This is a genomic window from Massilia haematophila, from assembly GCF_042647645.1.
Classification (GTDB): domain Bacteria; phylum Pseudomonadota; class Gammaproteobacteria; order Burkholderiales; family Burkholderiaceae_D; genus Telluria; species Telluria haematophila.
In genome coordinates this window covers 5,248,732-5,274,655 of sequence record NZ_JBHRVV010000001.1, presented here as the reverse complement: position 1 = coordinate 5,274,655, position 25,924 = coordinate 5,248,732, and the positions used below count along the sequence as shown (strand labels likewise).

Sequence of the window (25,924 nt, the reverse complement as noted above, 5' to 3'; positions counted from 1 at the left end):
TCTCCTTAGGCCAGGGCTGCGAATGCATTGACCGCATCCTGCGGCAACGGGTTCTCGAGACGGGTTTCGAGCCAGAAGCGGCGCAGCAGGTTCTGCGCGGTCTTGAGGCGGTAGGCGCTGGAGGCGCGCATGTCCGACAGCGGCTGGTAATCCTGCGCCAGCGCAGCCATTGCCTCGACCAGCGCGGCTTCGTCCCAGGCGCGGCCGGTCAACACGCTTTCCGCCGCGGCGGCACGTTTCGGGGTGGCGGCCATGCCGCCGAAGGCGATGCGCGCTTCTTTCACCGCGCCGCCGTCGAGCGTGAGCACAAATGCCGCGCAGACCGCCGAGATATCCTGGTCGAAGCGCTTGGCCAGTTTATAGGTACGGAAGCGCAGCCCGGCGCGCGGCAGCGGCACGCGCAGCGCGCGCACGACCTCGTCGGCGCGCAAGTCCTTCTGCTGGTAGCCGAGATAGAAGTCCTCGAGCGCCAGTTCGCGTTCGCCGCCGCCGCCGCGCAGCACCAGGCGCGCGCCGAGCGCGATCAGCCAGGGCATCGAGTCGCCGATCGGCGAGCCGTTGGCGACATTCCCGCCCAGGGTGCCGGCGTTACGGATCGGCAGCGAGGCGAAGCGCTGCCACAGTTCCTTCAATTCGTCCGGGTAGTGCGCGCACAGCGCGGCATAGGCGTCCTGCAGGGTGACGCCGGCGCCGATCTCGAGCATGTCGCCTGCCTGCGCCACCGTCTTCAGTTCGGCGACGTGGCCGAGGTAGATGATGTCGTTCAGCTCGCGCATCTGCTTGGTCACCCACAGGCCGACGTCGGTCGAGCCGGCCAGGATCAGGGCTTGCGGATGGCTTGCGCGCAGGGCGACCAGCTCGTCGAGCGTGCGCGGGGCGTGGAAGCTGCGGCCTTCATGTTCGTAGGTCGCGCCGGCCGCGCGCTGCAGGCCGCGCAAGGCGTCGGCGACGGCCGCGCGGTCGAATTCGGCGTGCGGCAGTTCGGTCATGCGCACGGCGGCGTCGATGATCGGACGGTAGCCGGTGCAGCGACACAGGTTGCCCGAGAGCGCATCGTCGATCTGGCAACGCGAAGGAGTCTGTCCCTCCTGCTTCAGGTACATGCCCCACAACGACATCGCGAAGCCCGGCGTGCAGAAGCCGCACTGCGAGCCGTGGCACTCGACCAGGGCCTGCTGCACCGGGTGCAGGCGGCCGTCGGGCAGTTGCAGGTCCTCGACCGTGAACAGGGCCTTGCCGTCGAGCGTGGGCGTGAACTGGATACAGGAATTGACCGCTTTCAGTGCGAGTTCGCCATTCTCGAGCGAACCCACGACCACGGTGCAGGCGCCGCAGTCGCCCTCGGCGCAGCCTTCCTTGGTGCCGGTGCAGTGCAGGTCCTCGCGCAGGTGCTGGAGAATCGTTTGCGTGGTCGCGACCCCGTTCACTTCACGAAGGGCGTTCTGAAAATAAAAGCGGATCGGTTCGGACATGTTTGCCTCTGTTATAACCTAGGCTGGAGCTTAGCGCAGTCAGCCAAACATAGTATATAGCGCAGCGCTTATATTGAATATCTGGGATACAGCATATTACTCAGCCGCGCCGCCGCGCCGGCGGAGCGCCGGTGACCGGCATCGGCGCGCAGTCGTGGCATCAGATTGCCCAGCCGCCGGCATAGAAGACCGCCAACGCGACGGCAATGCTGACCGTGCCCACATTCAGCTTGCGCCATTCCCCCGAGACCAGGCGGCCAATCACCAGGGTGCAGAAGCCAAGCATGATGCCGGTTGCGATGTTGCAGCACAGCAGTATGAACACGGCGCACACCAGGCCTGCCAAGGCATCGATCTTGTCGTCCATGTTCATGTGCGCCACATTCCCCAGCATCAGCAAGCCGACGTACATCAGGGCCGGGGCCGTGGCATACGATGGGACCAGGCTGGCCAGTGGCGAAACGAAGATCAGCCCCAGGAACAGCAGCCCGACGACAACCGCGGTCAAGCCGGTCCTGCCGCCGGCAGCGGTGCCGACACCGGATTCGATGTAAGCCGCCGCGGGCGCGCCTCCCATCAGGCTCGAAAAAATCGAACTCACCGAATCGGCGGTCAGTGCCTTGCCGCCATTATGAATGCAGCCTTTGGCGTCAACCCGGCCAGCCTGTCCGGCGACTGCCCGAATGGTGCCGGTGGCGTCGAACACGGCGGTCATGACCAAGGCCAGCACGCTGGGCAATACGGCCATGTGAAGTGCGTCCATGATGTTCACGGCGCCGATCAGGGAACTTTGTCCTGGTGCGCTCAACTGAGGCCAGGAAAACACGCCCTTGAAATGCACGTTCGGATCGAAGGCCAGGCCAACAGCAGAAATCGCGATGATCACCAACAGGATCCCACCCGGAATCCTGCGCTGCTCGATGCCGAAGATGGCAGCCAGGCCCAGAAGGCTCATTACGACTGGAAACGAGGTGATCTGGCCCAAGGCCACCGGCAAGCCGGCGCCGGCGTTCTTGACCACCAGGCCGACGTCGTTGGAAGCGATCAGGAGCAGGAACAAGCCAATGCCGACGCCGGTACCATGCGCCACGCCGGCCGGCAGATTCTGCAGGATCCAGGTGCGCACCCCGGTCAGGGAAATCGCCGTGAACACCACCCCCATCAGGAATACCGCGCCCAGGGCGACGTCAGGCGACAAGCCTTTTCCCAGCACGAGATCGAAAGCCACAAAAGCCGTCAGCGAGATGGCGCAACCGACGGCAATCGGCAGACGCGCCCAGAATCCCATCAGCAAAGAGCCGAACGCTGCCGTCAAGCAGACGGCAATGAACACGGCCCTGACGTCGAAGCCCGCCTTTCCCAGCATGGCGGGCACCACGAAGACCGAATACACCATGGCCATGAAGGTCGTGACGCCTGCCACCACTTCACGTGCTGGCGTGCTGCCGTGTTTCGCAATTTGAAAATACCGATCGATTCTGCCGTCTACCTGCGCCGGGGGAAGCAGCGTACTGGCGCTCTCTGCTTGCTCGAACTGAAGCTGTGACATGGCACTTCTCCTATGTTATTGACCGACGATTGCGCCATTCAGGCTTCGTCGGGATGTCTCGTCGTAATGAAGTCCGACGTCAGCTTAGTATCAGCAGCGAATGCTTGTATTTGTGCTTTCTGGATATGAACTATTAATGAAAACGTATTGCTTTTATCGAAAAACCTTTTTTGCAAGCCGCAATACTCCTGCTCGTCCCGGGTAGAGAAGGTGCGGATCGACCCGGTCCTGCTCACGCTGGAAGCATCTTGTTCAGGGTCGCCCGTATCGGTACATCCCGAGGGCAAACGGGAACCGCCGCGTATCCGAGCCGGGCGCTACGCGTAACGCAAAATTGCTATCCTGAGCACTCACGACGGGAGCGCCAATGACTCTGCACATCGTTCACTTCATCGGGCCGATCAACCACAGCTCCGCCTGCGCGGTGCGCAACCTGTGCCTGCAGGCGCTGCAAAGCGGCGCGAGCGAAATCGAACTGCATATGTCCACCGAAGGCGGCAACATGACCGCCGGTTTTGCGCTCTACTTCTTCCTGAAGTCCCTGCCGATACCGCTCACCACCTTCAACATCGGCAGCGTGGAATCGGTCGGCGTCGTGATCTTCCTCGCCGGCCAAAAACGCTATGCCTGCCCCGGCGCGCGCTTCCTGGTCCACCCGCTGCACTGGGGCTTCGGCAGCCTGGTGGCGGCCGACCACGCCCGGGTCTCCGAATGGCGCGACTGCCTCGACTTCGATGCCGAGCGCTATGCCGCCATCTTCGACGAAGCCACCCGCGGCGCGCCGGAAGCGGTCGATATCCGCCCCCCCACCTCTTCGGCAACGCGCGCATCTATACGGCCGAGCAGGCCGTGCGCGCGGGCCTCATCGACGAAGCCGTCCAGGCCCGCCTGCCCGCCATGGGCGCCACGACGCATTGGTGGAACTGAGCACACTTGTGCGAAGTTAGCAACAGTTACAGTCCTCTAATTCGAAAAACGAATTAGCTTATTCAATTTTTCCCCCTGCTGTTTCGGCAAAACAACGAATGCGTTCGCTTGTCGTTCAGTTTTTCCTATCAGCACTCCTTTTCCTTGTCTTTACTTTTGCTCCATGGATAAAATTCTTTCGTTCTATTCATGCTACGTGCATGCGGAAAAGAAATAATTAGAAGTAAATCTTATAAACGCAGTACTTGTTACAGATTGTCTTATGAATAAGCAGATTCTCGCCGCCGTGCTGGCCATGCCGCTGGCGATCTCGTCCGCCTTCGCGCAAGAAGCGGATGGCCCCACCGTCAAGGTCCGTGGCTTCGGCACCGGCGCCCTGACCTGGACCAACACCGACCGCGCCGAGTTCGGCCGTCCGAACCAGGCCGCCGGCGCCAGGAAAGACCCGCGCACCGGCGTCGACTCGAACCTCGGCCTGCAGGCCGACGTCGCCGTCAACGGCTGGCTCTCGCTGACCGGCCAGGGCGTGGTGCGCAAGGACGCCGAGGACGACTTCGGCGCCGACCTGACCTGGGCCTTCGCCAAGGCCCGCCTGAACGATGAAGTCAGCCTGCGCATCGGCCGCACCGGCCTGCCGGTGTTCATGATTTCCGACTACCGCAACGTCGGCTACGCCAGCACCTTCCTGCGCGCCCCGAACGAGATGTACTCGCAGGTGCCGTTCGAAAGCGTCGACGGCGTCGACCTGACCTGGCAGCACGGCTTCGGCGACACCACCGTCACCACCCAGGTGACCTACGGCCGCGCCAAGGGCAAGCTGGCCTACGGCCTGCGCGCCGAGGGCGAGCAACTGCTGGGCCTGAACGTGGTGGCCGAACACGGTCCGTTCACCCTGCGCTTCGGCCGCACCGACGCCAAGGTCACCGTGACCGACTGGACCAGCCTGGCTGGCCTCCTGACCACCCTGCGCGGCACCGGCGCCACCTACAACCTGCCGCAACTGGCCACCTTCGCCAACGAACTCGAAGCGCGCGACAAGGACGCCTCGTTCACCTCGGTCGGCCTGGGCATGGACTGGAACAACATCGTCCTGCAGGGCGAGTACGCGAAGCGCAAGACCGACAGCTACGTCAACGACACCACCTCGTGGTACGCCATGGGCGGCTACCGCTTCGGCAAGGTGCTGCCGTACGTGATGCACGCCAAGCTGGCAATCGACGGCCATCCGACCAATACCGTGCCGGCGAACGTGGCCGCACTGGCGCCGCTGCGCGCGGGCGCCGCCCGCCTGCCCTACACCGGCGTCGGCCAGGGCGAGCAGAGCACGACCTCGGTCGGCGTGCGCTGGGACCTGTACCGCTCGATCGCCCTGAAGGCGCAAATCGACCGCGTCCAGCCGAAAGTCGGCAGCGGCCTGCTGCTCAACCCGCAGCCGGGCTTCCACCGCGACGTGACCGTCGGCGCCGTGGCCGTCGACTTCGTGTTCTAAGGAGCGTCCCATGAAACAACTGATCAACGCCGCGATCGCCGCCGCCCTCGTTGTTGCCGCCGTTCCATCCCTGGCCGAGGTGGCCGTGGTGGTCAATCCGAAGGCCGCCGAAGCCTCGATGACGAAGGAGCAGGTCGCCCAGTTCTTCCTCGGCAAGTCGACCGCGATGACCCCGATCGACCAGCCGGAAGACGCGCCGGTGCGCGCCGAGTTCTACAAGAAGGTGACCGACAAGGACGCGTCCCAGGCCAAGGCCCTGTGGTCCAAGCTGGTCTTCACCGGCAAGGCCTCGATGCCGAAGGAAGTCGCCAACAGCGCCGCCGTCAAGGCGGCGGTCGCGGCCAACCCGAAGGCGATCGGCTACATCGAAAAGAGCGCCGTCGACGGCAGCGTCAAAGTGATCTACACCGCGCAGTAAACAACCGAAACGCTGTTTTCCGAACCCGCCCCGCCGGCTTCCCGCCAGCGGGGCGTTTTGTCGAGAGTGAGAGACAAGAACATGAGCATCAAGCGCAGGATTTGGGCACTTCCGGTCATTTCGACCCTGATTTTCGGCCTGGGCGTGGGCGTGAGCGCGATGATCGCGACCGATGCGCTGAAGTCGATCAACGCCACCGAGAGCGTGGATTACCCGGTGCTGGACGCGTCCAAGACGCTGACGCTCGAGATCGCCGAGGTGACCGCCGGCCTGCGCGACGCCGTCAGCGAAGGCGACAAGGACCGCATCGCCCAGGTCGGCGAGCAGGCCAACAAGGTGCGCGCGCACCTGGCGCAGCTGGGCAGCATCGACGGCCAGCGCGAGAACGGCGCGCGCCTGCTGAAGGAATTCGACGATTACTATGCGCCGGCGCTGTCGGCCGCGCGCATCATGCTCGAGATGGAAGAAGGCGACCCCCAGGCCGTGGTCGGCAAGATGCAGAGCACCCTGGCGACCCTGAACGCCGACCTGGAAAAAACCCAGGCCCAGGCCAAGGAACAGTTCTCCGCCGGCGTCAACAGCAGCGAGGCCAACGTGCGCCGCGTGCTGTGGACCATGATCGTCACCGCCCTGGCGGTGGTGGCCGCTTTGGCCATCGTGTCCTGGTTCGTGGTGCGCGCCATCTGGCAGCAGCTCGGCGGCGAGCCGGAATACGCGCGCGAGATCGCGCGCGCCGTCGCGGCCGGCGACCTGGCGATGGACATCCGCACCGATGCCAGGGACACGGCCAGCCTGCTGGTCGCGCTGAAGGAAATGCGCGCGCGCCTGGCGACGATGGTGGCCGAGATCAAGGCCTCGGCCGAGACCATCGCGGTCGCCAGCGCCGAAATCGCCAGCGGCAACGCGGACCTCGCCGGCCGCACCGAATCGCAGGCCGCCAGCCTGGAGCGCACCGCGCGCGCCATGGATGAACTGACCGGCGCGGTGCGCCAGAACGCCGCCAACGCCAACGAAGCCAACGCGCTGGTGGTGAACGCGACCGGCATCGCGACCCGCGGCGGCCAGGTGGTCGGCGGCGTGGTCGCGACCATGGGCGACATCAATGCCTCGGCCAACAAGATCGTCGAGATCATCTCCGTCATCGACGGCATCGCCTTCCAGACTAACATCCTGGCGCTGAACGCGGCGGTCGAGGCGGCGCGCGCCGGCGAACAGGGGCGCGGCTTCGCCGTCGTCGCCGGCGAAGTGCGCAGCCTGGCCCAGCGCAGCGCGGCGGCGGCCAAGGAGATCAAGGAACTGATCGGCGACTCGGTCTCGAAGGTCAACGCCGGCAGCGCGCTGGTCGACCAGGCCGGCGTGACCATGGGCCAGATCGTGGACTCGGTCAGGAAGGTGCAGGACATCATGGTCGAAATCGCCATGGCCGGCCAGCGCCAGAGCGAAGGCATCGAGGACATCGGACGCGCGATCGGCAGCATGGACGAGATGACCCAGCAGAACTCGGCCCTGGTCGAGGAAGCCTCGGCCGCGGCCGAATCGCTGACCGAGCAGACCGGCCAGCTGACCGGCGCGCTGTCGGTGTTCAAGCTGGCCGATGCCGGCGCCGGCCCGGCGCTGGCCGCACGTCCGGCACCACTGGCGCTGCGCTGAGCGCTCGTACTATATAGAGAGAGTGATGACAGGCGCCTGCAGGCGCCTGTTTTCCTGGTGACGCCGCCGAAGTCGCTAGCGTTGACGTAGGGTGGGTAGCTCCACCCGGACAGGTGCCCAGACGCGCCGTGTGCGCTGCCCACGCGGTGATCGTTACCGGCTCCGTGTTCGCGCCGGGTGATCTTGCTGCTAACTATCACCGCGTGGGCAGCGCACAGGCTGCCTGGACTCATACGCCCGGGTGGAGCTGCCCACCCTAATGTGATGGACTCCACCCTCCTGATATCGGCATCATTGTGCCAAGCGTGCCAGATTGGACTGGCAAGCTAAAACAAGAGGGGGAGTCACCATGAATGCTAGCGCAAAAGTGGTTGGTTTGGATATTGCGAAGGACGTGTTCTTCGCGGTCGGGCTCGATGGACACGGCAAGCGGGTGTTCAAGCGTAAGCTTTCTCGAGACCAGGTGCTTGCGCAGTTCGCGCAGATGGCCCCGGCGATGATTGGTATCGAAGCCTGCGCAGGTTCGCATTACTGGGCACGCAAGCTCGTGGAAATGGGGCACGACGCCAAACTGATTGCGGCCCAACACGTCAGGGCATATGTCACTGGTAACAAAAACGACATGAACGACGCTGCTGCAATTGCCGAGGCACGCTCGCGCGGTTCGACCAAGTATGTGCCGATCAATACGGCTGCACAGCAAGATTTACAGATGCTGCACCGCGCTCGCAGCGCCCTGATGACAGAACGGGTGGCGATGATCAACAGGATCCGGGCATTTGCCGGCGAATATGGCCGGGTATTTCCCAAGCGCGTGGAAAGATTGCGCGACGGACTGAAAGCATGGCTGAACGATCCGGACAATGGTTTGTCTGGTATGGCCCTGGAGACATTCCGGGAGCTCAAGGCCCAGCTGGACGACAAGGACGAGAGGATTCAGGCGTACGACCGACGTTTGAATCAGGCAGCCAGGTCGGAACTGGCGAAGAAACTGATGGAAGTGCCGGGTGTAGGGCCGTTGACGGCAACGGCAGTGCAGGCAACGATCGCCGATCCGCACCACTACAAGAGCGCGCGAGACTTTGCAGCGAATTTAGGCCTCGTGCCACGCGAGCATAGCAGTGGAGGCAAGCAGCGCTTGTATGGCATTACCTGCAGGGGCGACAGCTACCTGCGCACCCTGCTCATACACGGAGCGCGCAGTGCGCTGAGAACAGCAAGCGGCAAGCCCGACAAGCTGCTGCAATGGGCAACAAGGCTGGCAGAACGGCGCAGTTTCAACGTTGCCGCGACTGCGCTGGCCAACAAGATGGCCAGGGTGATCTGGGCGCTGATCGCGCACGGACGTCCTTATGTTCCGGCCTGGTCGAAAGACACGCCCAGGCCGGCCTGAAAAGACTGTCGAGTAACTCAGCAACAACAAGGAGCAATCGCCAAGTTTGCGACGAGAAGAACGAATGATGCCAACAGGTCGAACCGGCGTCGGGTGAATCCGTAAACTGTAGTGGCCATCAAGGCCGTCACCCTATGAGGATCCTGACGCGCGTATCACATCAGGGCCAGAGCACTGGAAACGCTCAACATACAGGCCGAATAGATACAAGCAAACTCTTCCTAACGGCAAAAATTCAATCTTCTTCTTGCAAATCGGGTGGAGTCCATAGATACGGTCCAGGCCGCAGGCCGTTCCATGCGCCGCGTCAATGCCAATCCGGGATATAACAACGGCTAAGCCTGGTCAAATTGTCCACATCCTTGGCACCGGGTTAACAAACCTCCCGTGCCACGTCGTCTACGTCGCGCGGGCGCATCGATGCTCTGTGGAAACGCTTTACAAATTTGATGCCCGTAGGCATGATCCGAAGAGTTCTCCCGCGTGGACCAGGCCCCCCGCGCGGCCTTGTTACCCCTTCCTTCGACAGCACGGCGCATATGGCAGCAGTCCTCCCGAACGCGACTCCAGGCACACCGATGTCGGGTCTGGCGCGCGCGCTGGTCCAGGCCGGACGCCTGAGCAGCGCCCAGGCCGACGCGCTGCAGAAGAAGGCGGCGGCCGAGCGCACCCATTTCATCGACGCGCTGGTGGTCGGCGGCACCATCGACGCCGCCGCGCTGGCCGTGTTCTGCGCCGAGACCTTCGGCTATCCCCTGCTCGACCTGTCCAGCTTCAGCCTGGACGCGCTGCCGCCCGGCGCCATCGACGCCAGGCTGATGGCGGCCCAGCGCGTGGTGGCCCTGGCCAAGCGCGGCAACCGCTTGTCGGTGGCGATCTCCGACCCGACCAATTCCCAGGCCCTGGACCAGATCAAGTTCCAGAGCGAGGCGGCAGTGGAGCCGGTGATCGTGGCCCACGACGCCTTGCTCAACCTGCTGGCGAACCTGGCCAAGGGCGCCGAGCAGAGTTTGGCCGAGCTGGCCGGCGAAGAAGGCGAGATCGAATTCGCCGAAGAGAAAGCGCCGGCGCCCACGCCGGAAGCGGCCAACGAGGTCGAGGACGCGCCCATCGTGCGCTTCCTGAACAAGATCCTGCTCGACGCGGTGAACCTGGGCGCCTCGGACATCCACTTCGAGCCCTACGAGAAGCACTACCGCATCCGCATGCGCGTGGACGGCGTGCTGCGCGACCATGCGATGCCGCCGCTGTCGATCCGCGACAAGCTGGTCTCGCGCATCAAGGTCCTGGCCAAGCTCGACATCTCGGAAAAGCGCGTGCCCCAGGACGGCCGGATGCGCCTGATTTTGTCGCCCACGCGCACCATCGACTTTCGCGTCAGCACCCTGCCCACGCTGTTCGGCGAAAAGACCGTCATGCGTATCCTGGACGCGACCCAGGCGCAGATGGGCATCGACTCGCTCGGCTACGACCCGGACCAGCGCACGCTGCTGCTGGACGCCATCTCGCGCCCCTACGGCATGGTGCTGGTGACCGGGCCGACCGGCTCGGGCAAGACGGTGTCGCTGTACAGCTGCCTGAACGTCCTGAATAAACCCGGCATCAACATCTCGACCGCGGAAGACCCGGCCGAGATCAACCTGCCCGGCGTGAACCAGGTGAACGTCAACGAGAAGGCCGGCCTGACCTTCCCGGTGGCCCTGAAATCCTTCCTGCGCCAGGACCCGGACATCATCATGGTCGGCGAGATCCGCGACCTGGAAACCGCCGACATCGCGATCAAGGCCGCGCAGACCGGGCACATGGTGTTCTCGACCCTGCACACCAACGACGCGCCCTCCACGCTCACGCGCCTGATGAACATGGGCGTCGCGCCCTTCAACATCGCTTCCTCGGTGATCCTGATCACGGCCCAGCGCCTGGCGCGCCGCCTGTGCGGCTGCAAGCAACCGCTCGAGATGGGCCGCGAAGCCCTGCTCGGCGCCGGCTACCGCGAGAGCGACCTGGAAGGCGACTGGAAGCCCTACGGCCCGGTCGGCTGCGAACGCTGCCTCGGCTCCGGCTACAAGGGGCGCGTGGGCATCTACCAGATCATGCCGATCACCCCGGCGATCGAGGCGTTGATCCTCGCGCACGGCAACGCGATGCAGATCGCCGCCCAGGCCGAAAAGGAAGGCGTGAACTCGCTGCGCCGCTCGGGCCTGCTGAAAGTGAAACAGGGGCTGACCAGCCTCGAAGAAGTGTTCGGCTGCACCAACGAATAAACAGGATTCATATGGCTACCTCCCTCCCCACCACCCGCGGCCGCGGCGCGCAGGTCAAGGAATCGGTCTACGCCTGGGAAGGCAAGGACAAGACCGGCAAGACGGTGCGCGGCGAGCTGCGCGCCGGCGGCGAGGCGATCGTCAACGTGACGCTGCGCCGCCAGGGCATCATGGTCACCAAGGTCAAGAAGAAGATCTACCGCTCCGGGCGCAAGATCACCGACAAGGACCTGACCATGTTCACGCGCCAGCTGGCGACCATGATGAAGGCCGGCGTGCCGCTGCTGCAGTCGTTCGACATCGTCGGCAAGGGCCATGCGAATCCGTCGATGTCGAAGCTGATCCTGGACCTGCGCTCGGACATCGAGACCGGCACCAGCCTGAACAACGCCTTCCGCAAGTACCCGCGCTACTTCGACCCGCTGTTCTGCAACCTGGTCGGCGCCGGCGAACAGGCCGGCATCCTGGAAGACCTGCTGCATCGCCTCGCCGTCTACAAGGAAAAGACGCTGGCGCTGAAGTCGAAGATCAAGTCGGCCCTGACCTACCCGATCGCGATCCTGGCGATCGCCTTCATCGTCACCGCCATCATCATGATCTGGGTGGTCCCGGCCTTCAAGTCGGTGTTCGCCAGCTTCGGCGCCGACCTGCCGACGCCGACCCTGGTCGTGATGAGCATCTCGGAGTTCTTCGTGCAGTGGTGGTGGGCGATCTTCGGCTCGATCTTCGCGTCGCTCTACTTCTTCTTCCAGGCCTGGCGCCGCTCGCTGAAAATGCAGCAGGCGATGGACCGCATCCTGCTGCGCCTGCCGATCTTCGGCGACGTGATCCGCAAGGCCACCATCGCCCGCTGGACGCGCACCCTGTCGACCATGTTCGCGGCCGGCGTGCCGCTGGTCGAAGCCCTCGACTCGGTCGGCGGCGCCTCCGGCAACAACGTCTACCTGGACGCCACCCGCCGCATCCAGCTCGAAGTCAGCACCGGCACCAGCCTGACGGTGGCGATGCAGAACGTGAACGTCTTCCCCAGCCTGGTGACCCAGATGGTCGCCATCGGCGAGGAATCCGGCGCGCTCGATTCGATGCTGGGCAAGGTCGCCGACTTCTTCGAGGAGGAAGTCGACGAGGCCGTCAATGCGCTGTCGTCGCTGATGGAGCCGCTGATCATGGTGATCCTGGGCGTGCTGATCGGGGGCTTGGTGGTGGCGATGTATCTGCCGATCTTCAAGCTGGGGTCAGTGGTGTAAGCACGGAAATCACCGGTGTCAGAAACTTCATAATGAAATTTCCAGTGACGTCTTACATGCGCAGCAGTTTTACCCTTGCGAAACTACTGCGCAGTACACAGCATCATCGCTAGCGGAAAACCAGCACTTTGCTTCTACATCGTTCTGTATCTCGCGTACTTACTTGAGTGGCCAGAACCACACCTCGACAGAGTTCCAGAAACAACCAGTTGGGCTATCTTCACGTTCTGGACCGCAACGAAAAGTCTGCCACTTATCCGCCCCGACAATGGCGATGTGTCCCTGGTTATCTGTAGGACCATGCAGCTGAAAAAAGGAGATGATCCCGCGCTTCGTTCCAATCGCCTTCTGTGCCTCGATACCGCTTTTATATTTTTCTGGCTGACCAAGGTGTCGAACAAGCCAAGCGCTCAGCTTCCTTTGCCTGGTCTCGATCATCTTTCCTTTGAATTTCCCGGCCTTGATGGGGTAAGCCCCCGGGCTTGGAAAGCCGGCGCCGAGGAGTGCCATACTCATCCGGACCGCGCACGTGTTCGAGAAATTGATATTACCGATGTGTTCGGGATAGCCGAGCCACTGCCAGAGCTCCTCCAATGAGACGCTATCGGTATCGGGAAAGTGCATTCGAAGTACGGCGAATGAAACCTTCATTGTCGCCCCCTTGCCCCGCCAGAGGAGCAGGGCCATTTTTCGCGCCAGATTTCAGTAAGCAACTCCGCGGCATTGCGCTTCAGCTGTGCCGGTGACAGTCGATGCAGCGCCCAGCGAGACTCGTCCCACAAGGTATCCGGCTTCGGCGTCTTGGACTTCGGGTCGTAACACCACGCTAGCCCCTCCGTTTGGTCATATACAGCGGCCAGATAGCCCTGCACAAACTCGACGTTCCGCATCGTGTGCAAGCTTGCGAGTTCATCCTTGCTGAATTTACCGGTCGGCTCTGCGATTGCATCCGGTTCAACCGGCTCCAGCTGCTTGAGCAAGCGTTCACCGGTCATGCGAGGAGCCAGGGCACCGGCATCAACCGCGGATGCGGCGAGCCCTAAAGCGAGTAGCAGGACGGTACGCATCACGCGATCCGATTCGTCGCGAGATCCCAGCCGCCTGCCGTGTTACTGTTGGCGCCTCCAGCGATCTTCTGCTGGGTGTACTTCCACCTGACCTTCGAAAATTTGAGACCAATACTCTCGACTGGCAGGTCACCGGCGGCAAACGATGGCGCAATGTGCTCGATCAGCACATTATCGAGTTCCACTTCAAAGTATTTGATCGGCTCTCCAGCGCCGTCAGCCCGCATCATTTCGAGCTTGGCTTTTGGGATGGTCTTGCCGCATGCGCAGGTCTGCGCCAGAAGAGGCGATGCCAGGTCGACCAGCTTGCTGATGGTGATTTCACTCAGCTCGGCACGCTCGGCAGTGTGGCCACCGGCTGTTGACGCTGTCGCACTTTTCGGCTGGTGAATCGACCAGGTAACCGAAGCACACTCGATCCAACCAATGTGTTTCGAATCAGCAGACTCACCCCTGATTCCGTCTAGTTGCAGATAATAGTCGGCAGCCATCTTTCCTCCGTATAAAGACAAGGAGTGTGACTGCGCTGCAGTGCCGTCGAGTTGGCATCGATCAATTTACGAAAGGCGCAAGGTCAAAAGAGGACGGACGCATTGATATCTGTGGTGACCCGGATGGTCGCCATCGGCGAGGATTTGGAGCCCGCGCTTCGACGTTTGACAAGGTCGCCGGCTCCTTCCAGAAGAAAGCCGGCGAAGCCGTCAGCGCCCCGTCGTCCCTGATGGAGTCCCTGATCATCGTGAGCCGGGCGTCAAGGATCTCCTCGATTGACGCTAGCCCTTAGACGGTCTGTCAGCATCAGCTTCCGCCAAGGACACCAGCGGCAATATTGATCGACATGCCAATGATCGACGCATCGAAGATGAACGACGGCGAGCGTAAGAATGGCATTCGCATCTTCCTGTTCGGCAACGCGTCTGATCCTGTGCACGTCCCCGCGCAGTATTTGCCAGCCCATCAGGGCAAGATAGATCGAGACTGCCGTGTTCCAGCCTGTCAGGGCCTACGCGGAGATTCCCCATTGCTCGGGCAACGCGACCCCGCAAGGAAGGCCGGTGACAAGCGCGATCATCAGGCGCGGATGCGAATGAAACAGGCGTCGGCGATTCCGGAACGACGAGAAGACCATGACGACATCCCGATACATTGACGACGATCTGCCGGCCCATCGCCGCCTGCCTTGATCGCGGTTCGGCGCCTGCGCGCCAGAGGTCGTTCGCCTGGCGCTCCCGGCTGTCGAGGGCGAAGCGTTTCCTAGCGCGCCTCGCCCTTGAGGCGCGCCATGAAGCCGCCCAGGCGCCGGATCGCCTCCTGCAGGCTCTCGGCGCTGGCGGCATACGACAGGCGCACGTACTGGTCCGCGCCGCAATGACCGAAGTCCTTGCCGGGCGTGAGCGCCACATGGGTCTCCTCCAGCACGCGCTCGCAGAACTGCCAGGAACTCAGGCCGGTGCCGCTGACGTCGAAGTAGACGTAGAAGGCGCCGTCCGGCGGCACCGGGACCGGCAGGCCGATGCCGGCGAGGCCATCGAGCACCAGCGCCCCGCGCCGGGCGAACTCGACGCGCCGCTCTTCGCACACGGCCAGCGATTCCGGCGTGAAGCAGGCCAGCGCCGCCTGCTGCGACAGGGTCGAGGCGCAGATGTAGTAGTTCTGGGCCAGGCGTTCCATGGTCGGCACCAGCGCTTCCGGCACGACGGCCCAGCCGAGGCGCCAGCCGGTCATGCCGAAATACTTCGAGAAGCTGTTGATGACGATGGCGTCGTCGTCGACCGCCAGCACCGTCTGCGGCGGCCGGCCATCGCGGTCGCGGTCGCCCAGGTTCAGGTAGATCTCGTCGACGATGCGCCAGGCGCCGTGCTCGCGCGCCCAGTCGCAGATCGCGCGCAGCTCGGCGGGCGGCACCGAGGTGCCGGTCGGGTTCGAGGGCGTGGCGATCATCAGGCCGCGGGTAGCGGCCGTCCAGTTGGCGCGCACGCTGTCGCTGCTGAGCTGGAAACGGGAGTCGGCATCGGTCGCGACCAGTTTCACCTGGGCGCCGAAGCTGCTGAGGAACTGGCGGTTGCAGGGGTAGGAAGGGTCGCCCACGATCACTTCGTCGCCGGCATCGACCAGGGCGGCGGTGACCAGCAGCAGCGCCGCCGATGCGCCGGCGGTGACGACGATCCGGTTCGGCGCGATCGCGACCCCATGCTCGCGCTGGTAGAAGCCAGCGATCGCCGCGCGCAGGGCCGCGGTGCCGAGCGCGCCGGTGTAGGGCAAGGCCCCATCGACCGCCGTGCGCGCCGCTTCCAGCACGGCGGGCGGCGGGCCGAAGTCGGGCTCGCCCAGGCTGAGCTTGATCACGTGGTGGCCCTGCGCTTCCAGGGCGGCGGCATGCTTGCCGAACTCCATGGCGAAGAAGGGGTCGATGGCCTGGGCGCGTTGGGATATTTTCATGTCGGGTGTCCGGTGATGTACTGTGCCCCGCACATTCTATAGGGCGGCGCGCATGCGCGTGCGGCGACGGCGCTTGCCGCGCGCCGCCGGACGCCTCCACCGGACGCTCCACCGCCGACAGGGTGGCCTGCAGCGGAATGCTTAAGCCTCAGCGGTCGACAGCTCCCCGGTCCGTTCGAGCTCGACGATCGCCGCCCCGCCGCCGAGCGAGACCGCGGTGCGCGGCCAGCGGGCTTTCAGCAGGCGCTCCTTGGCGATCCAGGCCTGGGAGACGCTGTCGCTCTGGTTGCCGCCGAGGATACGGTAGGCATCGCTCGACTCGCCGGTGTAGAAGCCCACGTGGCCCTTCCAGCCTTCCCGCTTCTCGCGCCAGAACACCATGACGGCGCCGTAGCGCGGCGACGTGGGATCGCCGAACTTCATCCATTCGCGGGCGCCGAGCGGATTGTTCGGCAGGATCTCCTCGGGCATGGCAGCGCCCATGCAGTGCGCCACGAACAGGCCGCACCAGGCGATGTTATCGCCCGGGTAGTGCAGGTCGAGGTCATCGGCCCAGTCCAGGATCAGGGGATTGTTGAGCCCGCCCCTGCCCTCCTTCGTGCCGAGCAGGCCCTGGGCCTGCGCCATCCACGGCAACAGCGGCGCGCTCAGGCGCGGCAGGTCGCCGCGGAACAGCCGGGACATCGTCCGTGGGCCGACGATGCCGTCCACCAGCAGCCCTTCGCTCTCCTGGAACTCGCGCACCGCGTCGATGGTGCGCCTGCCCCAGACGCCGTCCACGACACCCGGGAAGAACCCGGCATTGACCAGCGCCTGCTGGATTTTCGCCACATCAGGATGTCCCATTTCCGTCTCCCTCGATCGATCCATTCCCCCGTCTTCATTCCCCGGCCGGCCCTGTGCTGTCAGTGGTTGTCCTGGGAACGCTCTTCCTTGCTCTTTTCGTGCGGCTTGACCGTCGCGCGGATGACCATCACCTTGTTCAGGACGTCGAACCAGAAGGGGGCGCCCAGGGTGGCGGCAAAGGCCGTGAACAGGAAGCCCACGAGCCATACCAGCATGTCCACGAACGTGCCTGGCGCGTAGGCGCCGGTCTGTCCGGTCACCCGCGCCAGCCGGTCGAGCTGGGCCTGGTCCCAGCCGACCGGAAATTCCTTGTCCTGCAACTGCGCGAACGCCTCACTGCGCTTCTTGACGAATTCCGGGTCGGCCACGCTGCTCTGCGCGTACGCGACCAGCATCGCGCGCTGCTCGTCATTGCCGTACAGCTCGCGGCTGATCCTGAGCAGGTCGATGTTCAGGATCAGTGCCAGCACCAGGGCCAGGACGAAGATGATCCGCGAGCTCAGCCGCTTGTACCAGACGGACACGCGATCCATGCCGCTGTCGAACCAGGCGGCGAGGTTCGCCACGGCCTGGTTGATGTCGCCCTCGGCCAGGTCGATCGCATTGAGCAACACGCGCTCCACCCTGTCGTTCTGGAGTGCCGATACGGTCTTCCTGATCGCGTCCAGGTCGACCTTGCCGGGCGGCCCGGCCGGCGGGGGCGTGCCGACCTGCCCCCGTGCGGCCAGGTCGATCAGTGCCGTCGCGAAGTTCCTGGCCGGGATATACGAAGGCAGGTTGCGGCGCTTCCAGTCGGACACCGAACGCGTGCGCGATGTGGGCGGCTGGTAGTCGCCGGCGAACAGTCCGGAAACCAGCGGGTGGGTGTAGAGCTTCTCGACCAGGCCGCCGGCGCCCTTGTCGGCCAGAGCTCGCGGATGCCGTACTCGAGGTAGGAGGCGCGCGTCTTGAGGATGCTTTCGATCGATTCGCGCACGGCGGCGCAGACGGTGCTGAACAGGATCAGCACGAAGATGACGCCGATGGCGGTGTCGAGGATTGCGGAATCGAACATGATCGCCTCCGTGTGCGTGGACTGCTACGAGGAGCTGGTGCAAGGAGCGCTAAGTACTCGACCGGAAATAAATGTGAATTTTGGCAAACAGAACCGGATGCGGTGCAAGGCGGCGAGTGCGCCGCAGTGCGAGCACTGCAAGCGCGAGCCAACGCAGCAACGCGCCGGTTATGGCCGCCAAAAACACATTTATTTTTGGGTGAGTACTTAGCCACCATGGCTGGCGTCGAGAATCTGCTGGTAGCTTTTCTCCGCCAGGCCGAGCAGCACGTTGCCGCTGCTGCGGCGGCGGATCTCGCGCATGATCTGCTCGAGCTGGCGGATGGCCTCGCGCGAGGCGTTCTCGCGCGCCGCGATCAGGGCCAGGCCATACTGGCCATACAGGCGGCCGGTGGCGACATCGCTGTTCTCGACCAGTTTCTCGAAGATGCGCCTGGCGTTTTTCATGGATTCCCTGTCGGGCTGCTTCTCCTTGTCGAGGATCTCCATCAGGGCAAGTCCGATGCGCGGATTGGTCTGGTAGCCGTCGCCTTCGCCGCCGTACAAGTCGGCATGCCCGGCCGATGCGAGGTAGTGGTCGCGCGCCGATTCCGCATTGCCGCCCATGAGTGCGACATCCCCGGCCATCATCTCCACGCGCGCCAGGATCCAGGGCCGTTTCTCGCAGAAGGGCTTCCTTGCATACTCCATGGCTTCGGCGATGTGGCGGTGCGCCTCGCCGATTCGCTTGTCGACGATGTCGAGGCGTGCGCGCCAGGCTTCCGCCAGCGCGTGCAGGTCCTCGTCGCCGCCGTCCTCGAGCAGCTTCTCGCCCGCCTCGAGCTGGGCCCTGGCTTCCGCCTGACGGTTTTCCTCGATGAAGGTCCATGCCAGCGCGTCGATGTGCAGCAGCGCGCGCGTGCGCCTTTTCAGCGGCGCTTTCGCCTGCAGCGCGCTCTCGATGCAGGCCAGGCGCTGGCTGTTCAGGAAGCGGCTGTCCATGTAATGCACGAGGAGCAGCGCGAAGCGCGCCGCACGCCGGCACTCGCCGCTCCAGCGCACCAGGGCGTCGATCGTCGGCCACCAGGGGTCGACCTTGCTCATTTCATCCCTGACCAGCGCGTTCCAGTAAACCTCGGGAACGTCGGGGTTGCGGATCACGTTCTTCAGGAAGCGCAGCAGGTAGGCCGCGAGGCGCGTTTTCACCTGGTCCAGTTCGAAGGCGGTCACGCCGCCGCGCTGCAGCACTTCCCTGGTGGTCCGGTGCATCAGGTAGGCGTCCTTGCAGGCGTCGTACTCCAGCATGCCGAACCTGACGCATCCCAGCATGGTCTTTCTCGTCGCATTCCGCCCGCCGGTTCCCTGCACCTGCCGGCTCAGGGCCGCCTGGAGCAGCTCCGCCGCGATCCATTCCTCGCTCGGGAACACCATCATGGCGATGACCACCTCGCGGCCCGCCGCGTCGAGCGCGCGCATGATCTCGCCCACGAGGGCGTCGAAGACGACGTCGCTTTCCTCGCCCGCCAGGCTGGCGAGGCGGTCGAGCTGCTTGTGCCCGCCCTCGCGGTTGCACAGGCAGAGCGCCCACTTCACCGCCTGCGGATTGCCGCCGGCGATCCTGAGCAGCTCCCTGGCCGACTGTTCGCCAAACTCCGGACAATGACGCTTCAGGAGCAGGCTGCGCGCCTGTTCGCGCAGCAGTTCCTGGGCCTCGTCCTCGTCCAGCCGGCATACCTCGACCACGAAGCCGGCAACGATGGCGCTGCGCGAGATGACGACAATGCGGCTCTTCGGATTCGCATACGGGCCGGCGTTTTCCAGCCAGGACCGGATTTCCCTGAAATGCTCGGCCGGCCGGCGCTGCGTGGCCGCTGCGGCGGCCTTGCCGGCGACCTGGCAGGGACAACCGGGAAAGCCGGCCGGATCCTCGAAGTCCTCGATCACGATCAGGAGCCTGCGCTCCTGCAGCAGCGCATTGATGCGCGACTGGTTCTTCTTGTTGCGCTGTTCGCGGTCGGGCAGGTTGTAGAGGGACGTGTCCGCGCCCGCCGCGATGGTGTCGAAAATCCGCTCCAGGCTGTGTCCGACCGGCCCCGCGTCGGCCGTGCTGCGGATCCAGATGATCTGTTCGAATGCGTCGTCGAGCATGTAGGTGCCCGGCGGATGGACGCAGTCGGCCACGGCCTCCGCCACCAGCTGGGTCTTGCCGATGCCCGCCGCGCCCTTCACCATGACGACCCGGAAATCCGACGACAGCCCGGTCTTGATCCGCTCGAGCATGGCATGGCGGCGCACCGCATGCTTGCGATAGGCCGGCAGCGAACGCTCGCGCTCGCTTGCCGCGCCAGCCGGGAAACTGTGCTTCCTGCGCTCGAACGAGATCAGGCTCTGGCGGAAGCGCCGCAGCCAGTCCTCGACGGCGGAATCGGCATCCGACGTGCCCGAGTCGACATCGAGCGCGATCACTTTCACGCCGCGCGCATTCATGGCGCGCACGCTCAGTTCGCTGGGTTTGAGCTGCAGGCTGTACAGCAGCGGACGCACCGACCCGGACTGGTTCGCCGCGTTGCCGAGAATCATTCCCAGGTTCGGATCGCTGAAACTGTAGCCCAGGAACAGGACGGTATGGGTCTGCAGCTCCACTTTCAACAGGTCGGCCACCGCCGGGTTCCTGCCGAAATAGCTGTAGAAGTCGCGCGCGCTGATGACGATCGATTCAGGATCGCTGAGGTCGCCGTGCAGCTTCACGATCGAGAGTGTCGAGGTGTCGGAAAAACCGACCTGGGAGGCGTTGAAGATGACGTTGCGGTTGATCTGCCGCTTCTGCGAGGCCTGTTCGAGGAGGTTGTCGAAATTGGTCGTGTAGATGCGCTGGACCGGCAGGCCGACGATGAGTTCATGGGTCCGGGTCAACTGGAAGCGGACGTCGCCAAGGCGTTCCTTCAGGTATTGCACCAGTACCGACCGGCTGTGCTTGACCTCGTAGAGCTCGGCGACATCGAGATAGCTGGTGTTGGGGTTGACGGCGGATCCGAGGTCGGCCCGCAAAGGCGCCATCAGCTTGCTCCAGGACGGCAAGCGGGCGCCGAGCGAGATGCCGGCGCCGACGAAAACGGTGCCGTTGCCGTGCGCGAAACGCTCCACCAGGACAGGGTCGATTTCGTCTTGAGTCGCCATGCTGCCTCCCGGGAGCTTGAAACACCTACCGCAATCGAACGGACTTCGTCAAAACGACAACCTGCGAGCCTGTCAATACTACGCGCGCCCTATGCACATTGATTAAAAATTTTTGCAACCAACACTCATCCAGTTGTCAAATCGCCACGTCAATTCAAGGTTTGATCTCGCGCAGATTTTCCTGTGATCTTCACGGCAGAACGACGCATTTCAAGAAACCCGGAAAACCCCTAGAATAGGTTGTTCTGGAGAACCATTCTCTTACCTATCGGAAGCCCGCTTTTGGAAACTCTTCTCTTCGCTGCCCCCGCCTCGCTCGGCCCCACCCTCGTCGCCGCCCTGTTCGGCCTGTTGATCGGCAGCTTCCTGAACGTCGTCATCCACCGCATTCCGAAGATGATGCAGCGCGAGTCGGACAACTACGTGGCGCACGAGAGCGGCAAGGAGTTGCCGCACACCGACCGCTACAACCTGATGGTGCCGCGCTCGAGCTGTCCGCATTGCGGCCACCAGATCACGGCGCTCGAGAACATTCCGGTCGTCAGCTGGCTGGCTTTGGGGGGCAAGTGCCGCAGCTGCAAGGCGCCGATTTCCGCGCGCTACCCGACGGTCGAGCTGGTCACCGGTCTGATCTCCGGCCTGCTGGTCTGGACCTTCGGCTCCGGCTGGGCCGGCCTGGGCACCCTGCTGTTCGCCTACCTGTTGATCGCGATGACCTGCATCGACTACGACACCAAGCTGCTGCCGGACGACCTGACCTACCCGCTGCTGTGGGCCGGCCTGCTCATCAACATCAACGGCACCTTCGTGCCGCTGCAGGATGCCGTGATCGGCGCGGCGGTCGGCTACCTGGTACTGTGGGCCGTGTACTGGCTGTTCAAGCTCGTCACCGGCAAGGAAGGCATGGGCTACGGCGACTTCAAGCTGCTCGCCGCCCTGGGCGCCTGGCTCGGCTGGGCGATGCTGCCGACCATCATCCTGCTGTCCTCGGTGGTCGGCGCCTTAGTGGGTATCGGCCTGATCGTGTTCGCCAAGCGCGGGCGCGACAACCCGATTCCCTTCGGTCCCTACCTGGCGGCGGCCGGCCTGATCGCCCTGCTCTGGGGCGAACGGATCACGGCCGCCTTCCAGTCGTATATCGCCGGATAGTCATGGAAACTGCGATGGACACCGCGCCCCCCTCCTTCTCGGTCGGCCTGACCGGCGGCATCGGCTGCGGCAAGACGACCGTGGCCGACATGTTCGGCGCGCTCGGCGCAACGATCGTCGACACCGACCAGATCGCCCACGCGCTCACCGCGCCCCAGGGCGCTGCCATGCCCGCCCTGCTGGCCGAGTTCGGCGCGGACTTCGCCACGCCCGAGGGCGCGCTCGACCGCGCCAGGATGCGCCAGCTGGTCTTCGCCGATCCCGGCGCGCGCGCCCGGCTGGAAAGCATCCTGCATCCGCGCATCCGCGAAGCGACGGCGGCGGCCGCGGCGATCGCCAGCGGCCCGTATGTGATCTTCGTGGTGCCGCTGCTGATCGAGTCCGGTACCTGGGCCCGCCGCGTCGCGCGGGTGCTGGCCATCGACTGTCCGGAAGAGATGCAGGTGGCGCGGGTCATGGCCCGGAACGGCCTGAGCGAAGAGCAAGTGCGCGCCATCATGGCGGCCCAGGTCACGCGCGCGCAGCGCCTGGCGGCGGCCGACGACGTGGTCGTCAACGACGACGGCCTGGACGCCCTGCGGCCCCAGGTCGAGCGCCTGCACGCTTTTTATCTCGACGAAGCGCGCCGCATGGCGGCTTCTACAATTCCGGGTTTGTAATTTTGCTTCGCATGGTTCAGAATCACGGAGTTGCCTGCCAGCCCACATTCAGAGGAATGTCACTTTGATCGTCTACGAATATCCTTTCAACGAGCGGATTCGCACGTTGTTGCGGCTGGAAGACCTGTACGAGAAGTTCAAGTTCTTTGTGCACCAGGAACACCCGATGCAGCACCACGTCGCCCTCGCGACGATCTTCGACATGCTGGAAGTGGCCGGCCGCGCCGACCTGAAGTCCGACCTGCTGCAGGAACTCGAGCGCCAGAAGCAGAGCCTGCTAACCTACCGCAGCAACCCCAACGTCGCCCCGGAAGCCCTGGATGCCATTCTCGCCGAGCTCGACCAGGTCAGCAGCGCCCTGGGCAGCGCCCAAGGCAGGACCGGCCAGAACGTGCGCGACAACGAATGGCTGATGAGCATCCGCGGGCGCACGATCATTCCAGGTGGCGCCTGCGAATTCGATTTGCCGTCATACTACGCCTGGCAGAAACGCCCGGCGGAACAACGCCATGCCGACATCATGGCCTGGTTCGGTCCGCTCGCGCCCCTGTTCGACGCCCTCGCCCTGGTGCTGCGCCTGCTGCGCGACTCGGGCCGCCCGACCAAGATGATCGCCGTCGGCGGCAACTACCAGCAGATGTTGCAAGGTAAGATCTACCACATGCTGCGCCTGGGACTGGACGAATCGCTGGGCGCGATCCCGGAAATTTCGGCCAACAAATACATGCTGTGGGTACGCTTCACCACCCAGGACGGCGACCTCAAGCCGAAATCGCTGGAAGAAGACGTGCCGTTCGAGCTGACGCTCTGTAATTTTTGAATCGTAAGACCATGACCGTTGTAGCCTGCCCCACCTGCGGCAAGAAAGTCGAATGGACGCCAGCGAACAAGTATCGCCCGTTCTGCTCGGAACGTTGCAAGCAGATCGACCTGGGCGCCTGGGCCGAAGAGAAGTATTCCATCCCGGGTTCCGCTCCCAACGAGGCGCAGGATAACCCGCTCGACGACCAGCACTGAGCCCGCTGAGCCGCCCGTTCAGGTAACACGTAGGGTGGGCACGCCGTGCCCACGCGTTACGCACGTGTCTGCAGTCGTCAGCGGAAGCCTGTCGCTCGCAACTTACGCAAAAACCCATACATTCATGCTGCCCGGCTTCGCTTGGTGCTGCGGGCGCATTGTCGTGGCCAACGGTGCAAGGATGCGCCCGTAACGCGTGGGCACGGAGTGCCCACCCTACGTCATACGGTCGGGCCGTATCGGCGGCCCGTTGTCGATCAAGCCGTGACGACGATCCCGCCCGGCACCTGCACCGGCTTGTTGACGCTGCCGTAGCGGTCCATGAACAGGCCTTCCAGGCCGATTTCCGGCTGGCGGCCGGAAACGATGTCGGCCAGCACGCGGCCCGAACCGCAGGCCATGGTCCAGCCCAGGGTGCCGTGGCCGGTGTTCAGGAACAGGTTGCGGAACGGAGTCGGGCCGACCACCGGGGTGCCGTCCGGGGTCATCGGGCGCAGGCCGCACCAGAATTCCGCCTTCGAGACGTCGCCGCCCTGCGGGAACAGGTCGGTCACCGAATGCTCCAGGGTGTCGCGGCGCGCCTGGTGCAGGCGCAGGTCGAAGCCGGCCAGCTCGGCGGTGCCGCCGACGCGGATGCGCTCGCCCAGGCGCGTGATCGCCACCTTGAAGGTTTCGTCCATCACGGTCGATTCCGGCGCGCCGGCGGCGTCGGTGATCGGCACGGTGATCGAATAGCCCTTGACCGGATAGACCGGGATCTTGATGCCGATCTGCTTCAGGATAAAGGGCGAGTAGCTGCCCAGCGCCATCACGAAGCTGTCGGCCTTCAGCTCGCCCTGCGAGGTGACCACGCCGGTGACACGGTCGCCTTCGGTGGAGAGGCGCTTGATCTCGACGCCGTGGCGGAATTTCACGCCCAGCGCTTTCGCCATCTCGGCCAGCTTCTGGGTGAACTTGAAGCAGTCGCCGGTCTCGTCGTTCGGCAGCAGCAGGCCGCCGACGAACTTGCCGCGTACCTTGGCCAGCGCCGGTTCGTAGATCTCGCAGCCGGCCGGATCCAGCACCTTGTACGGCACGCCGTACTGCTCGAGGACGGCGATGTCGGTGGCGGCGCCATCGAGTTGCTTCTGGGTGCGGAACAGCTGCAGGGTACCCTGGCTGCGCTCGTCGTAGGCGATGCCGGTGTCCTTGCGCAGCTGGACCAGCACGTCGCGGCTGTACTCGGCCAAGCGCACCATGCGGCCCTTGTTGATCTGGTAGCTCTTGTGATTGCAGTTGGCCAGCATCGAGAGCATCCAGCGCCACTGCGCCATGTCGAGCTGCGGACGCACCACGAGCGGGCTGTGCTGCATCATCAGCCATTTCACAGCCTTCGCGGGCACGCCGGGGCCGGCCCACGGGGAGGCATAGCCGGGCGAGATTTCGCCCGCGTTGCCGTAACTCGTTTCCATGCCGGCGCCCGGCTGGCGGTCGATGACGGTGACGTCGTGCCCTGCCTGGGCCAGGTAATACGCCGTGGTGGTGCCGATGACACCACTACCCAAGACGATGATTTTCACAGGAGTCCTTCAACAGATAGGTTGACTGTTTTTTCTACCCCTGCGTAGCGCAGCTGATCGAGCCATGCCAGCAAGGGGATGGTTGCGGGCAGCAGCGGGGTAACGCCGACTGCCCCTTGCCACGCAAAGGCCTGGCCTTCCAGGCTTTGCGGTTCGCCGCGCCAGTCGCGGCTGATGAAAAAATGGAGCCGCACATGGGCGTGCTCGTAGACGTGTTCGACGCAGCACCACTGGTCGGCCGCCAGGATCTCGACGCCCAGCTCCTCGACGAATTCGCGCTGCAGGGCGGCGAAGATGGCTTCGCCCGGCTCGACTTTACCGCCGGGAAATTCCCAATATCCGGCATACGGCTTGCCTGCCGGACGCTGGCCCAGCAGCACGTCGCCGTTCGGGCGCATCACGATCCCGACCGCCACGTCGATCGGCTTGGCCTTGGCTTCCTGCATTCGATTGTCCCGTCCGGAAAACCCGATATTGTACGCCAGGCTGGGGCGTAGGGAGTCATGGCTGTTGCGTAGAGCCGATAGAAAAACGTGCGCGGGGATAAGCTTTGCTCATGGGATGGCAAA

24 protein-coding genes are annotated in these 25,924 nt (G+C 64.2%); 13 read left to right on the top strand and 11 right to left on the bottom strand.

Features of this window, described 5'->3' with window-relative positions; all coding sequences use genetic code 11:
• Positions 1-5: 5 nt before the first annotated feature.
• Both xdhA and ACFOPH_RS23465 read right to left on the bottom strand, forming a co-directional pair.
• The gene (gene xdhA, locus ACFOPH_RS23470) at positions 6-1,472 is read right to left on the bottom strand and encodes a xanthine dehydrogenase small subunit (protein WP_379737521.1); all 1,467 of its coding nucleotides are present in this window, start codon (positions 1,470-1,472) and stop codon (positions 6-8) included.
• A 160-nt stretch (positions 1,473-1,632) separates the two neighbouring features.
• The gene (locus ACFOPH_RS23465) at positions 1,633-3,021 is read right to left on the bottom strand and encodes an NCS2 family permease (RefSeq protein WP_379737519.1); all 1,389 of its coding nucleotides are present in this window, start codon (positions 3,019-3,021) and stop codon (positions 1,633-1,635) included.
• A gap of 367 nt (positions 3,022-3,388) precedes the next feature.
• Between ACFOPH_RS23465 and ACFOPH_RS23460 the strand changes: the two genes are divergently transcribed.
• The 7 genes from ACFOPH_RS23460 (at position 3,389) to ACFOPH_RS23430 (ending at position 12,409) form a co-directional block, all read left to right on the top strand.
• On the top strand, positions 3,389-3,988 hold the full coding sequence (locus ACFOPH_RS23460) for an ATP-dependent Clp protease proteolytic subunit (RefSeq protein ID WP_379737517.1): 600 nt from the start codon (positions 3,389-3,391) through the stop codon (positions 3,986-3,988).
• Positions 3,989-4,210: 222 nt separating this feature from the next.
• Positions 4,211-5,437 (top strand): hypothetical protein, encoded by a 1,227-nt coding sequence (locus ACFOPH_RS23455; protein WP_312549067.1) that lies wholly within the window; start codon positions 4,211-4,213, stop codon positions 5,435-5,437.
• 10 nt (positions 5,438-5,447) lie between these two features.
• The gene (locus ACFOPH_RS23450; RefSeq protein ID WP_379737515.1) at positions 5,448-5,855 is read left to right on the top strand and encodes a hypothetical protein; all 408 of its coding nucleotides are present in this window, start codon (positions 5,448-5,450) and stop codon (positions 5,853-5,855) included.
• An 81-nt stretch (positions 5,856-5,936) separates the two neighbouring features.
• A complete protein-coding gene (locus tag ACFOPH_RS23445; protein WP_379737513.1) occupies positions 5,937-7,505 on the top strand; it encodes a methyl-accepting chemotaxis protein in 1,569 nt (522 codons plus the stop codon).
• Positions 7,506-7,854: 349 nt separating this feature from the next.
• A complete protein-coding gene (locus ACFOPH_RS23440) occupies positions 7,855-8,898 on the top strand; it encodes an IS110 family transposase (RefSeq protein WP_379732773.1) in 1,044 nt (347 codons plus the stop codon).
• Between the two features lie 539 nt (positions 8,899-9,437).
• On the top strand, positions 9,438-11,162 hold the full coding sequence (gene pilB / locus ACFOPH_RS23435; protein WP_379737511.1) for a type IV-A pilus assembly ATPase PilB: 1,725 nt from the start codon (positions 9,438-9,440) through the stop codon (positions 11,160-11,162).
• Positions 11,163-11,173: 11 nt separating this feature from the next.
• Positions 11,174-12,409: a type II secretion system F family protein gene (locus ACFOPH_RS23430; RefSeq protein ID WP_379737509.1), complete on the top strand. Its 1,236-nt coding sequence runs from the start codon at positions 11,174-11,176 to the stop codon at positions 12,407-12,409.
• A 159-nt stretch (positions 12,410-12,568) separates the two neighbouring features.
• On the opposite strand, the gene ACFOPH_RS23425 is transcribed toward ACFOPH_RS23430, so the two are convergent.
• From ACFOPH_RS23425 to ACFOPH_RS23415, 3 genes are read right to left on the bottom strand one after another with little or no spacing between them, the layout of a single operon-like run.
• Entirely contained in the window at positions 12,569-13,096 is a 528-nt protein-coding gene (locus tag ACFOPH_RS23425) for a T6SS effector amidase Tae4 family protein (protein WP_379737507.1), read from the bottom strand.
• Positions 13,057-13,476 carry a Rap1a/Tai family immunity protein gene (locus ACFOPH_RS23420; RefSeq protein ID WP_379737505.1) on the bottom strand — a complete coding sequence of 140 codons (420 nt, stop codon included), beginning with the start codon at positions 13,474-13,476 and terminating at the stop codon, positions 13,057-13,059. The genes ACFOPH_RS23425 and ACFOPH_RS23420 overlap by 40 nt, the downstream gene beginning before the upstream one ends.
• Positions 13,476-13,967, bottom strand: a complete 492-nt coding sequence (locus tag ACFOPH_RS23415) for an Hcp family type VI secretion system effector (RefSeq protein WP_379737503.1) — start codon at positions 13,965-13,967, stop codon at positions 13,476-13,478. The genes ACFOPH_RS23420 and ACFOPH_RS23415 overlap by 1 nt, the downstream gene beginning before the upstream one ends.
• Before the next feature lie 353 nt (positions 13,968-14,320).
• Here ACFOPH_RS23415 and ACFOPH_RS23410 point away from each other — a divergent pair, with 353 nt between their 5' ends.
• On the top strand, positions 14,321-14,626 hold the full coding sequence (locus ACFOPH_RS23410; RefSeq protein WP_379737501.1) for a hypothetical protein: 306 nt from the start codon (positions 14,321-14,323) through the stop codon (positions 14,624-14,626).
• A 104-nt stretch (positions 14,627-14,730) separates the two neighbouring features.
• Here the strand turns inward: ACFOPH_RS23410 and ACFOPH_RS23405 are convergent, their stop codons facing one another.
• From ACFOPH_RS23405 to ACFOPH_RS23395, 3 genes are all read right to left on the bottom strand, one after another.
• Complete coding sequence (locus tag ACFOPH_RS23405) at positions 14,731-15,915, bottom strand: pyridoxal phosphate-dependent aminotransferase (RefSeq protein WP_379737499.1); 1,185 nt, start codon at positions 15,913-15,915, stop codon at positions 14,731-14,733.
• 141 nt (positions 15,916-16,056) lie between these two features.
• Positions 16,057-16,761: an NlpC/P60 family protein gene (locus ACFOPH_RS23400; RefSeq protein WP_312547760.1), complete on the bottom strand. Its 705-nt coding sequence runs from the start codon at positions 16,759-16,761 to the stop codon at positions 16,057-16,059.
• Between the two features lie 59 nt (positions 16,762-16,820).
• Positions 16,821-17,561, bottom strand: a complete 741-nt coding sequence (locus ACFOPH_RS23395) for a hypothetical protein (protein ID WP_379737497.1) — start codon at positions 17,559-17,561, stop codon at positions 16,821-16,823.
• Positions 17,562-17,714: 153 nt separating this feature from the next.
• Here ACFOPH_RS23395 and ACFOPH_RS23390 point away from each other — a divergent pair, with 153 nt between their 5' ends.
• Complete coding sequence (locus ACFOPH_RS23390; RefSeq protein WP_379737495.1) at positions 17,715-18,026, top strand: hypothetical protein; 312 nt, start codon at positions 17,715-17,717, stop codon at positions 18,024-18,026.
• Here the strand turns inward: ACFOPH_RS23390 and ACFOPH_RS23385 are convergent.
• Positions 18,023-20,971: an SIR2 family protein gene (locus tag ACFOPH_RS23385; RefSeq protein WP_379737493.1), complete on the bottom strand. Its 2,949-nt coding sequence runs from the start codon at positions 20,969-20,971 to the stop codon at positions 18,023-18,025. The two genes, ACFOPH_RS23390 and ACFOPH_RS23385, sit on opposite strands and share 4 nt — an antisense overlap.
• A gap of 282 nt (positions 20,972-21,253) precedes the next feature.
• On the opposite strand from ACFOPH_RS23385, the gene ACFOPH_RS23380 reads away from it, so the two are divergent.
• The 4 genes from ACFOPH_RS23380 (at position 21,254) to yacG (ending at position 23,796) form a co-directional block, all read left to right on the top strand.
• Complete coding sequence (locus tag ACFOPH_RS23380; protein WP_312547764.1) at positions 21,254-22,120, top strand: prepilin peptidase; 867 nt, start codon at positions 21,254-21,256, stop codon at positions 22,118-22,120.
• Positions 22,121-22,134: 14 nt separating this feature from the next.
• The gene (gene coaE, locus ACFOPH_RS23375) at positions 22,135-22,779 is read left to right on the top strand and encodes a dephospho-CoA kinase (RefSeq protein WP_312547766.1); all 645 of its coding nucleotides are present in this window, start codon (positions 22,135-22,137) and stop codon (positions 22,777-22,779) included.
• 64 nt (positions 22,780-22,843) lie between these two features.
• The gene (gene zapD, locus ACFOPH_RS23370; RefSeq protein ID WP_312547767.1) at positions 22,844-23,599 is read left to right on the top strand and encodes a cell division protein ZapD; all 756 of its coding nucleotides are present in this window, start codon (positions 22,844-22,846) and stop codon (positions 23,597-23,599) included.
• A gap of 11 nt (positions 23,600-23,610) precedes the next feature.
• On the top strand, positions 23,611-23,796 hold the full coding sequence (gene yacG / locus ACFOPH_RS23365; RefSeq protein ID WP_312547769.1) for a DNA gyrase inhibitor YacG: 186 nt from the start codon (positions 23,611-23,613) through the stop codon (positions 23,794-23,796).
• A 257-nt stretch (positions 23,797-24,053) separates the two neighbouring features.
• On the opposite strand, the gene ACFOPH_RS23360 is transcribed toward yacG, so the two are convergent.
• Positions 24,054-25,355, bottom strand: coding sequence for a D-amino acid dehydrogenase (locus ACFOPH_RS23360; protein ID WP_379737490.1), 1,302 nt, complete (start codon positions 25,353-25,355; stop codon positions 24,054-24,056).
• Positions 25,352-25,801: an NUDIX domain-containing protein gene (locus ACFOPH_RS23355; RefSeq protein ID WP_312547772.1), complete on the bottom strand. Its 450-nt coding sequence runs from the start codon at positions 25,799-25,801 to the stop codon at positions 25,352-25,354. The genes ACFOPH_RS23360 and ACFOPH_RS23355 overlap by 4 nt, the downstream gene beginning before the upstream one ends.
• Between the last annotated feature and the right edge of the window lie 123 nt (positions 25,802-25,924).

What these genes read in the sequence shown, in the direction of transcription:
- xdhA (WP_379737521.1), bottom strand. Translation starts at nt 1,472, where the DNA reads ATGTCCGAACCGATCCGCTTTTATTTTCAGAACGCCCTTCGTGAAGTG.
- ACFOPH_RS23465 (WP_379737519.1), bottom strand. Translation starts at nt 3,021, where the DNA reads ATGTCACAGCTTCAGTTCGAGCAAGCAGAGAGCGCCAGTACGCTGCTT.
- ACFOPH_RS23460 (WP_379737517.1), top strand. Translation starts at nt 3,389, where the DNA reads ATGACTCTGCACATCGTTCACTTCATCGGGCCGATCAACCACAGCTCC.
- ACFOPH_RS23455 (WP_312549067.1), top strand. Translation starts at nt 4,211, where the DNA reads ATGAATAAGCAGATTCTCGCCGCCGTGCTGGCCATGCCGCTGGCGATC.
- ACFOPH_RS23450 (WP_379737515.1), top strand. Translation starts at nt 5,448, where the DNA reads ATGAAACAACTGATCAACGCCGCGATCGCCGCCGCCCTCGTTGTTGCC.
- ACFOPH_RS23445 (WP_379737513.1), top strand. Translation starts at nt 5,937, where the DNA reads ATGAGCATCAAGCGCAGGATTTGGGCACTTCCGGTCATTTCGACCCTG.
- ACFOPH_RS23440 (WP_379732773.1), top strand. Translation starts at nt 7,855, where the DNA reads ATGAATGCTAGCGCAAAAGTGGTTGGTTTGGATATTGCGAAGGACGTG.
- pilB (WP_379737511.1), top strand. Translation starts at nt 9,438, where the DNA reads ATGGCAGCAGTCCTCCCGAACGCGACTCCAGGCACACCGATGTCGGGT.
- ACFOPH_RS23430 (WP_379737509.1), top strand. Translation starts at nt 11,174, where the DNA reads ATGGCTACCTCCCTCCCCACCACCCGCGGCCGCGGCGCGCAGGTCAAG.
- ACFOPH_RS23425 (WP_379737507.1), bottom strand. Translation starts at nt 13,096, where the DNA reads ATGGCCCTGCTCCTCTGGCGGGGCAAGGGGGCGACAATGAAGGTTTCA.
- ACFOPH_RS23420 (WP_379737505.1), bottom strand. Translation starts at nt 13,476, where the DNA reads ATGCGTACCGTCCTGCTACTCGCTTTAGGGCTCGCCGCATCCGCGGTT.
- ACFOPH_RS23415 (WP_379737503.1), bottom strand. Translation starts at nt 13,967, where the DNA reads ATGGCTGCCGACTATTATCTGCAACTAGACGGAATCAGGGGTGAGTCT.
- ACFOPH_RS23410 (WP_379737501.1), top strand. Translation starts at nt 14,321, where the DNA reads ATGATCGACGCATCGAAGATGAACGACGGCGAGCGTAAGAATGGCATT.
- ACFOPH_RS23405 (WP_379737499.1), bottom strand. Translation starts at nt 15,915, where the DNA reads ATGAAAATATCCCAACGCGCCCAGGCCATCGACCCCTTCTTCGCCATG.
- ACFOPH_RS23400 (WP_312547760.1), bottom strand. Translation starts at nt 16,761, where the DNA reads ATGGGACATCCTGATGTGGCGAAAATCCAGCAGGCGCTGGTCAATGCC.
- ACFOPH_RS23390 (WP_379737495.1), top strand. Translation starts at nt 17,715, where the DNA reads ATGCTTTCGATCGATTCGCGCACGGCGGCGCAGACGGTGCTGAACAGG.
- ACFOPH_RS23385 (WP_379737493.1), bottom strand. Translation starts at nt 20,971, where the DNA reads ATGGCGACTCAAGACGAAATCGACCCTGTCCTGGTGGAGCGTTTCGCG.
- coaE (WP_312547766.1), top strand. Translation starts at nt 22,135, where the DNA reads ATGGACACCGCGCCCCCCTCCTTCTCGGTCGGCCTGACCGGCGGCATC.
- yacG (WP_312547769.1), top strand. Translation starts at nt 23,611, where the DNA reads ATGACCGTTGTAGCCTGCCCCACCTGCGGCAAGAAAGTCGAATGGACG.
- ACFOPH_RS23355 (WP_312547772.1), bottom strand. Translation starts at nt 25,801, where the DNA reads ATGCAGGAAGCCAAGGCCAAGCCGATCGACGTGGCGGTCGGGATCGTG.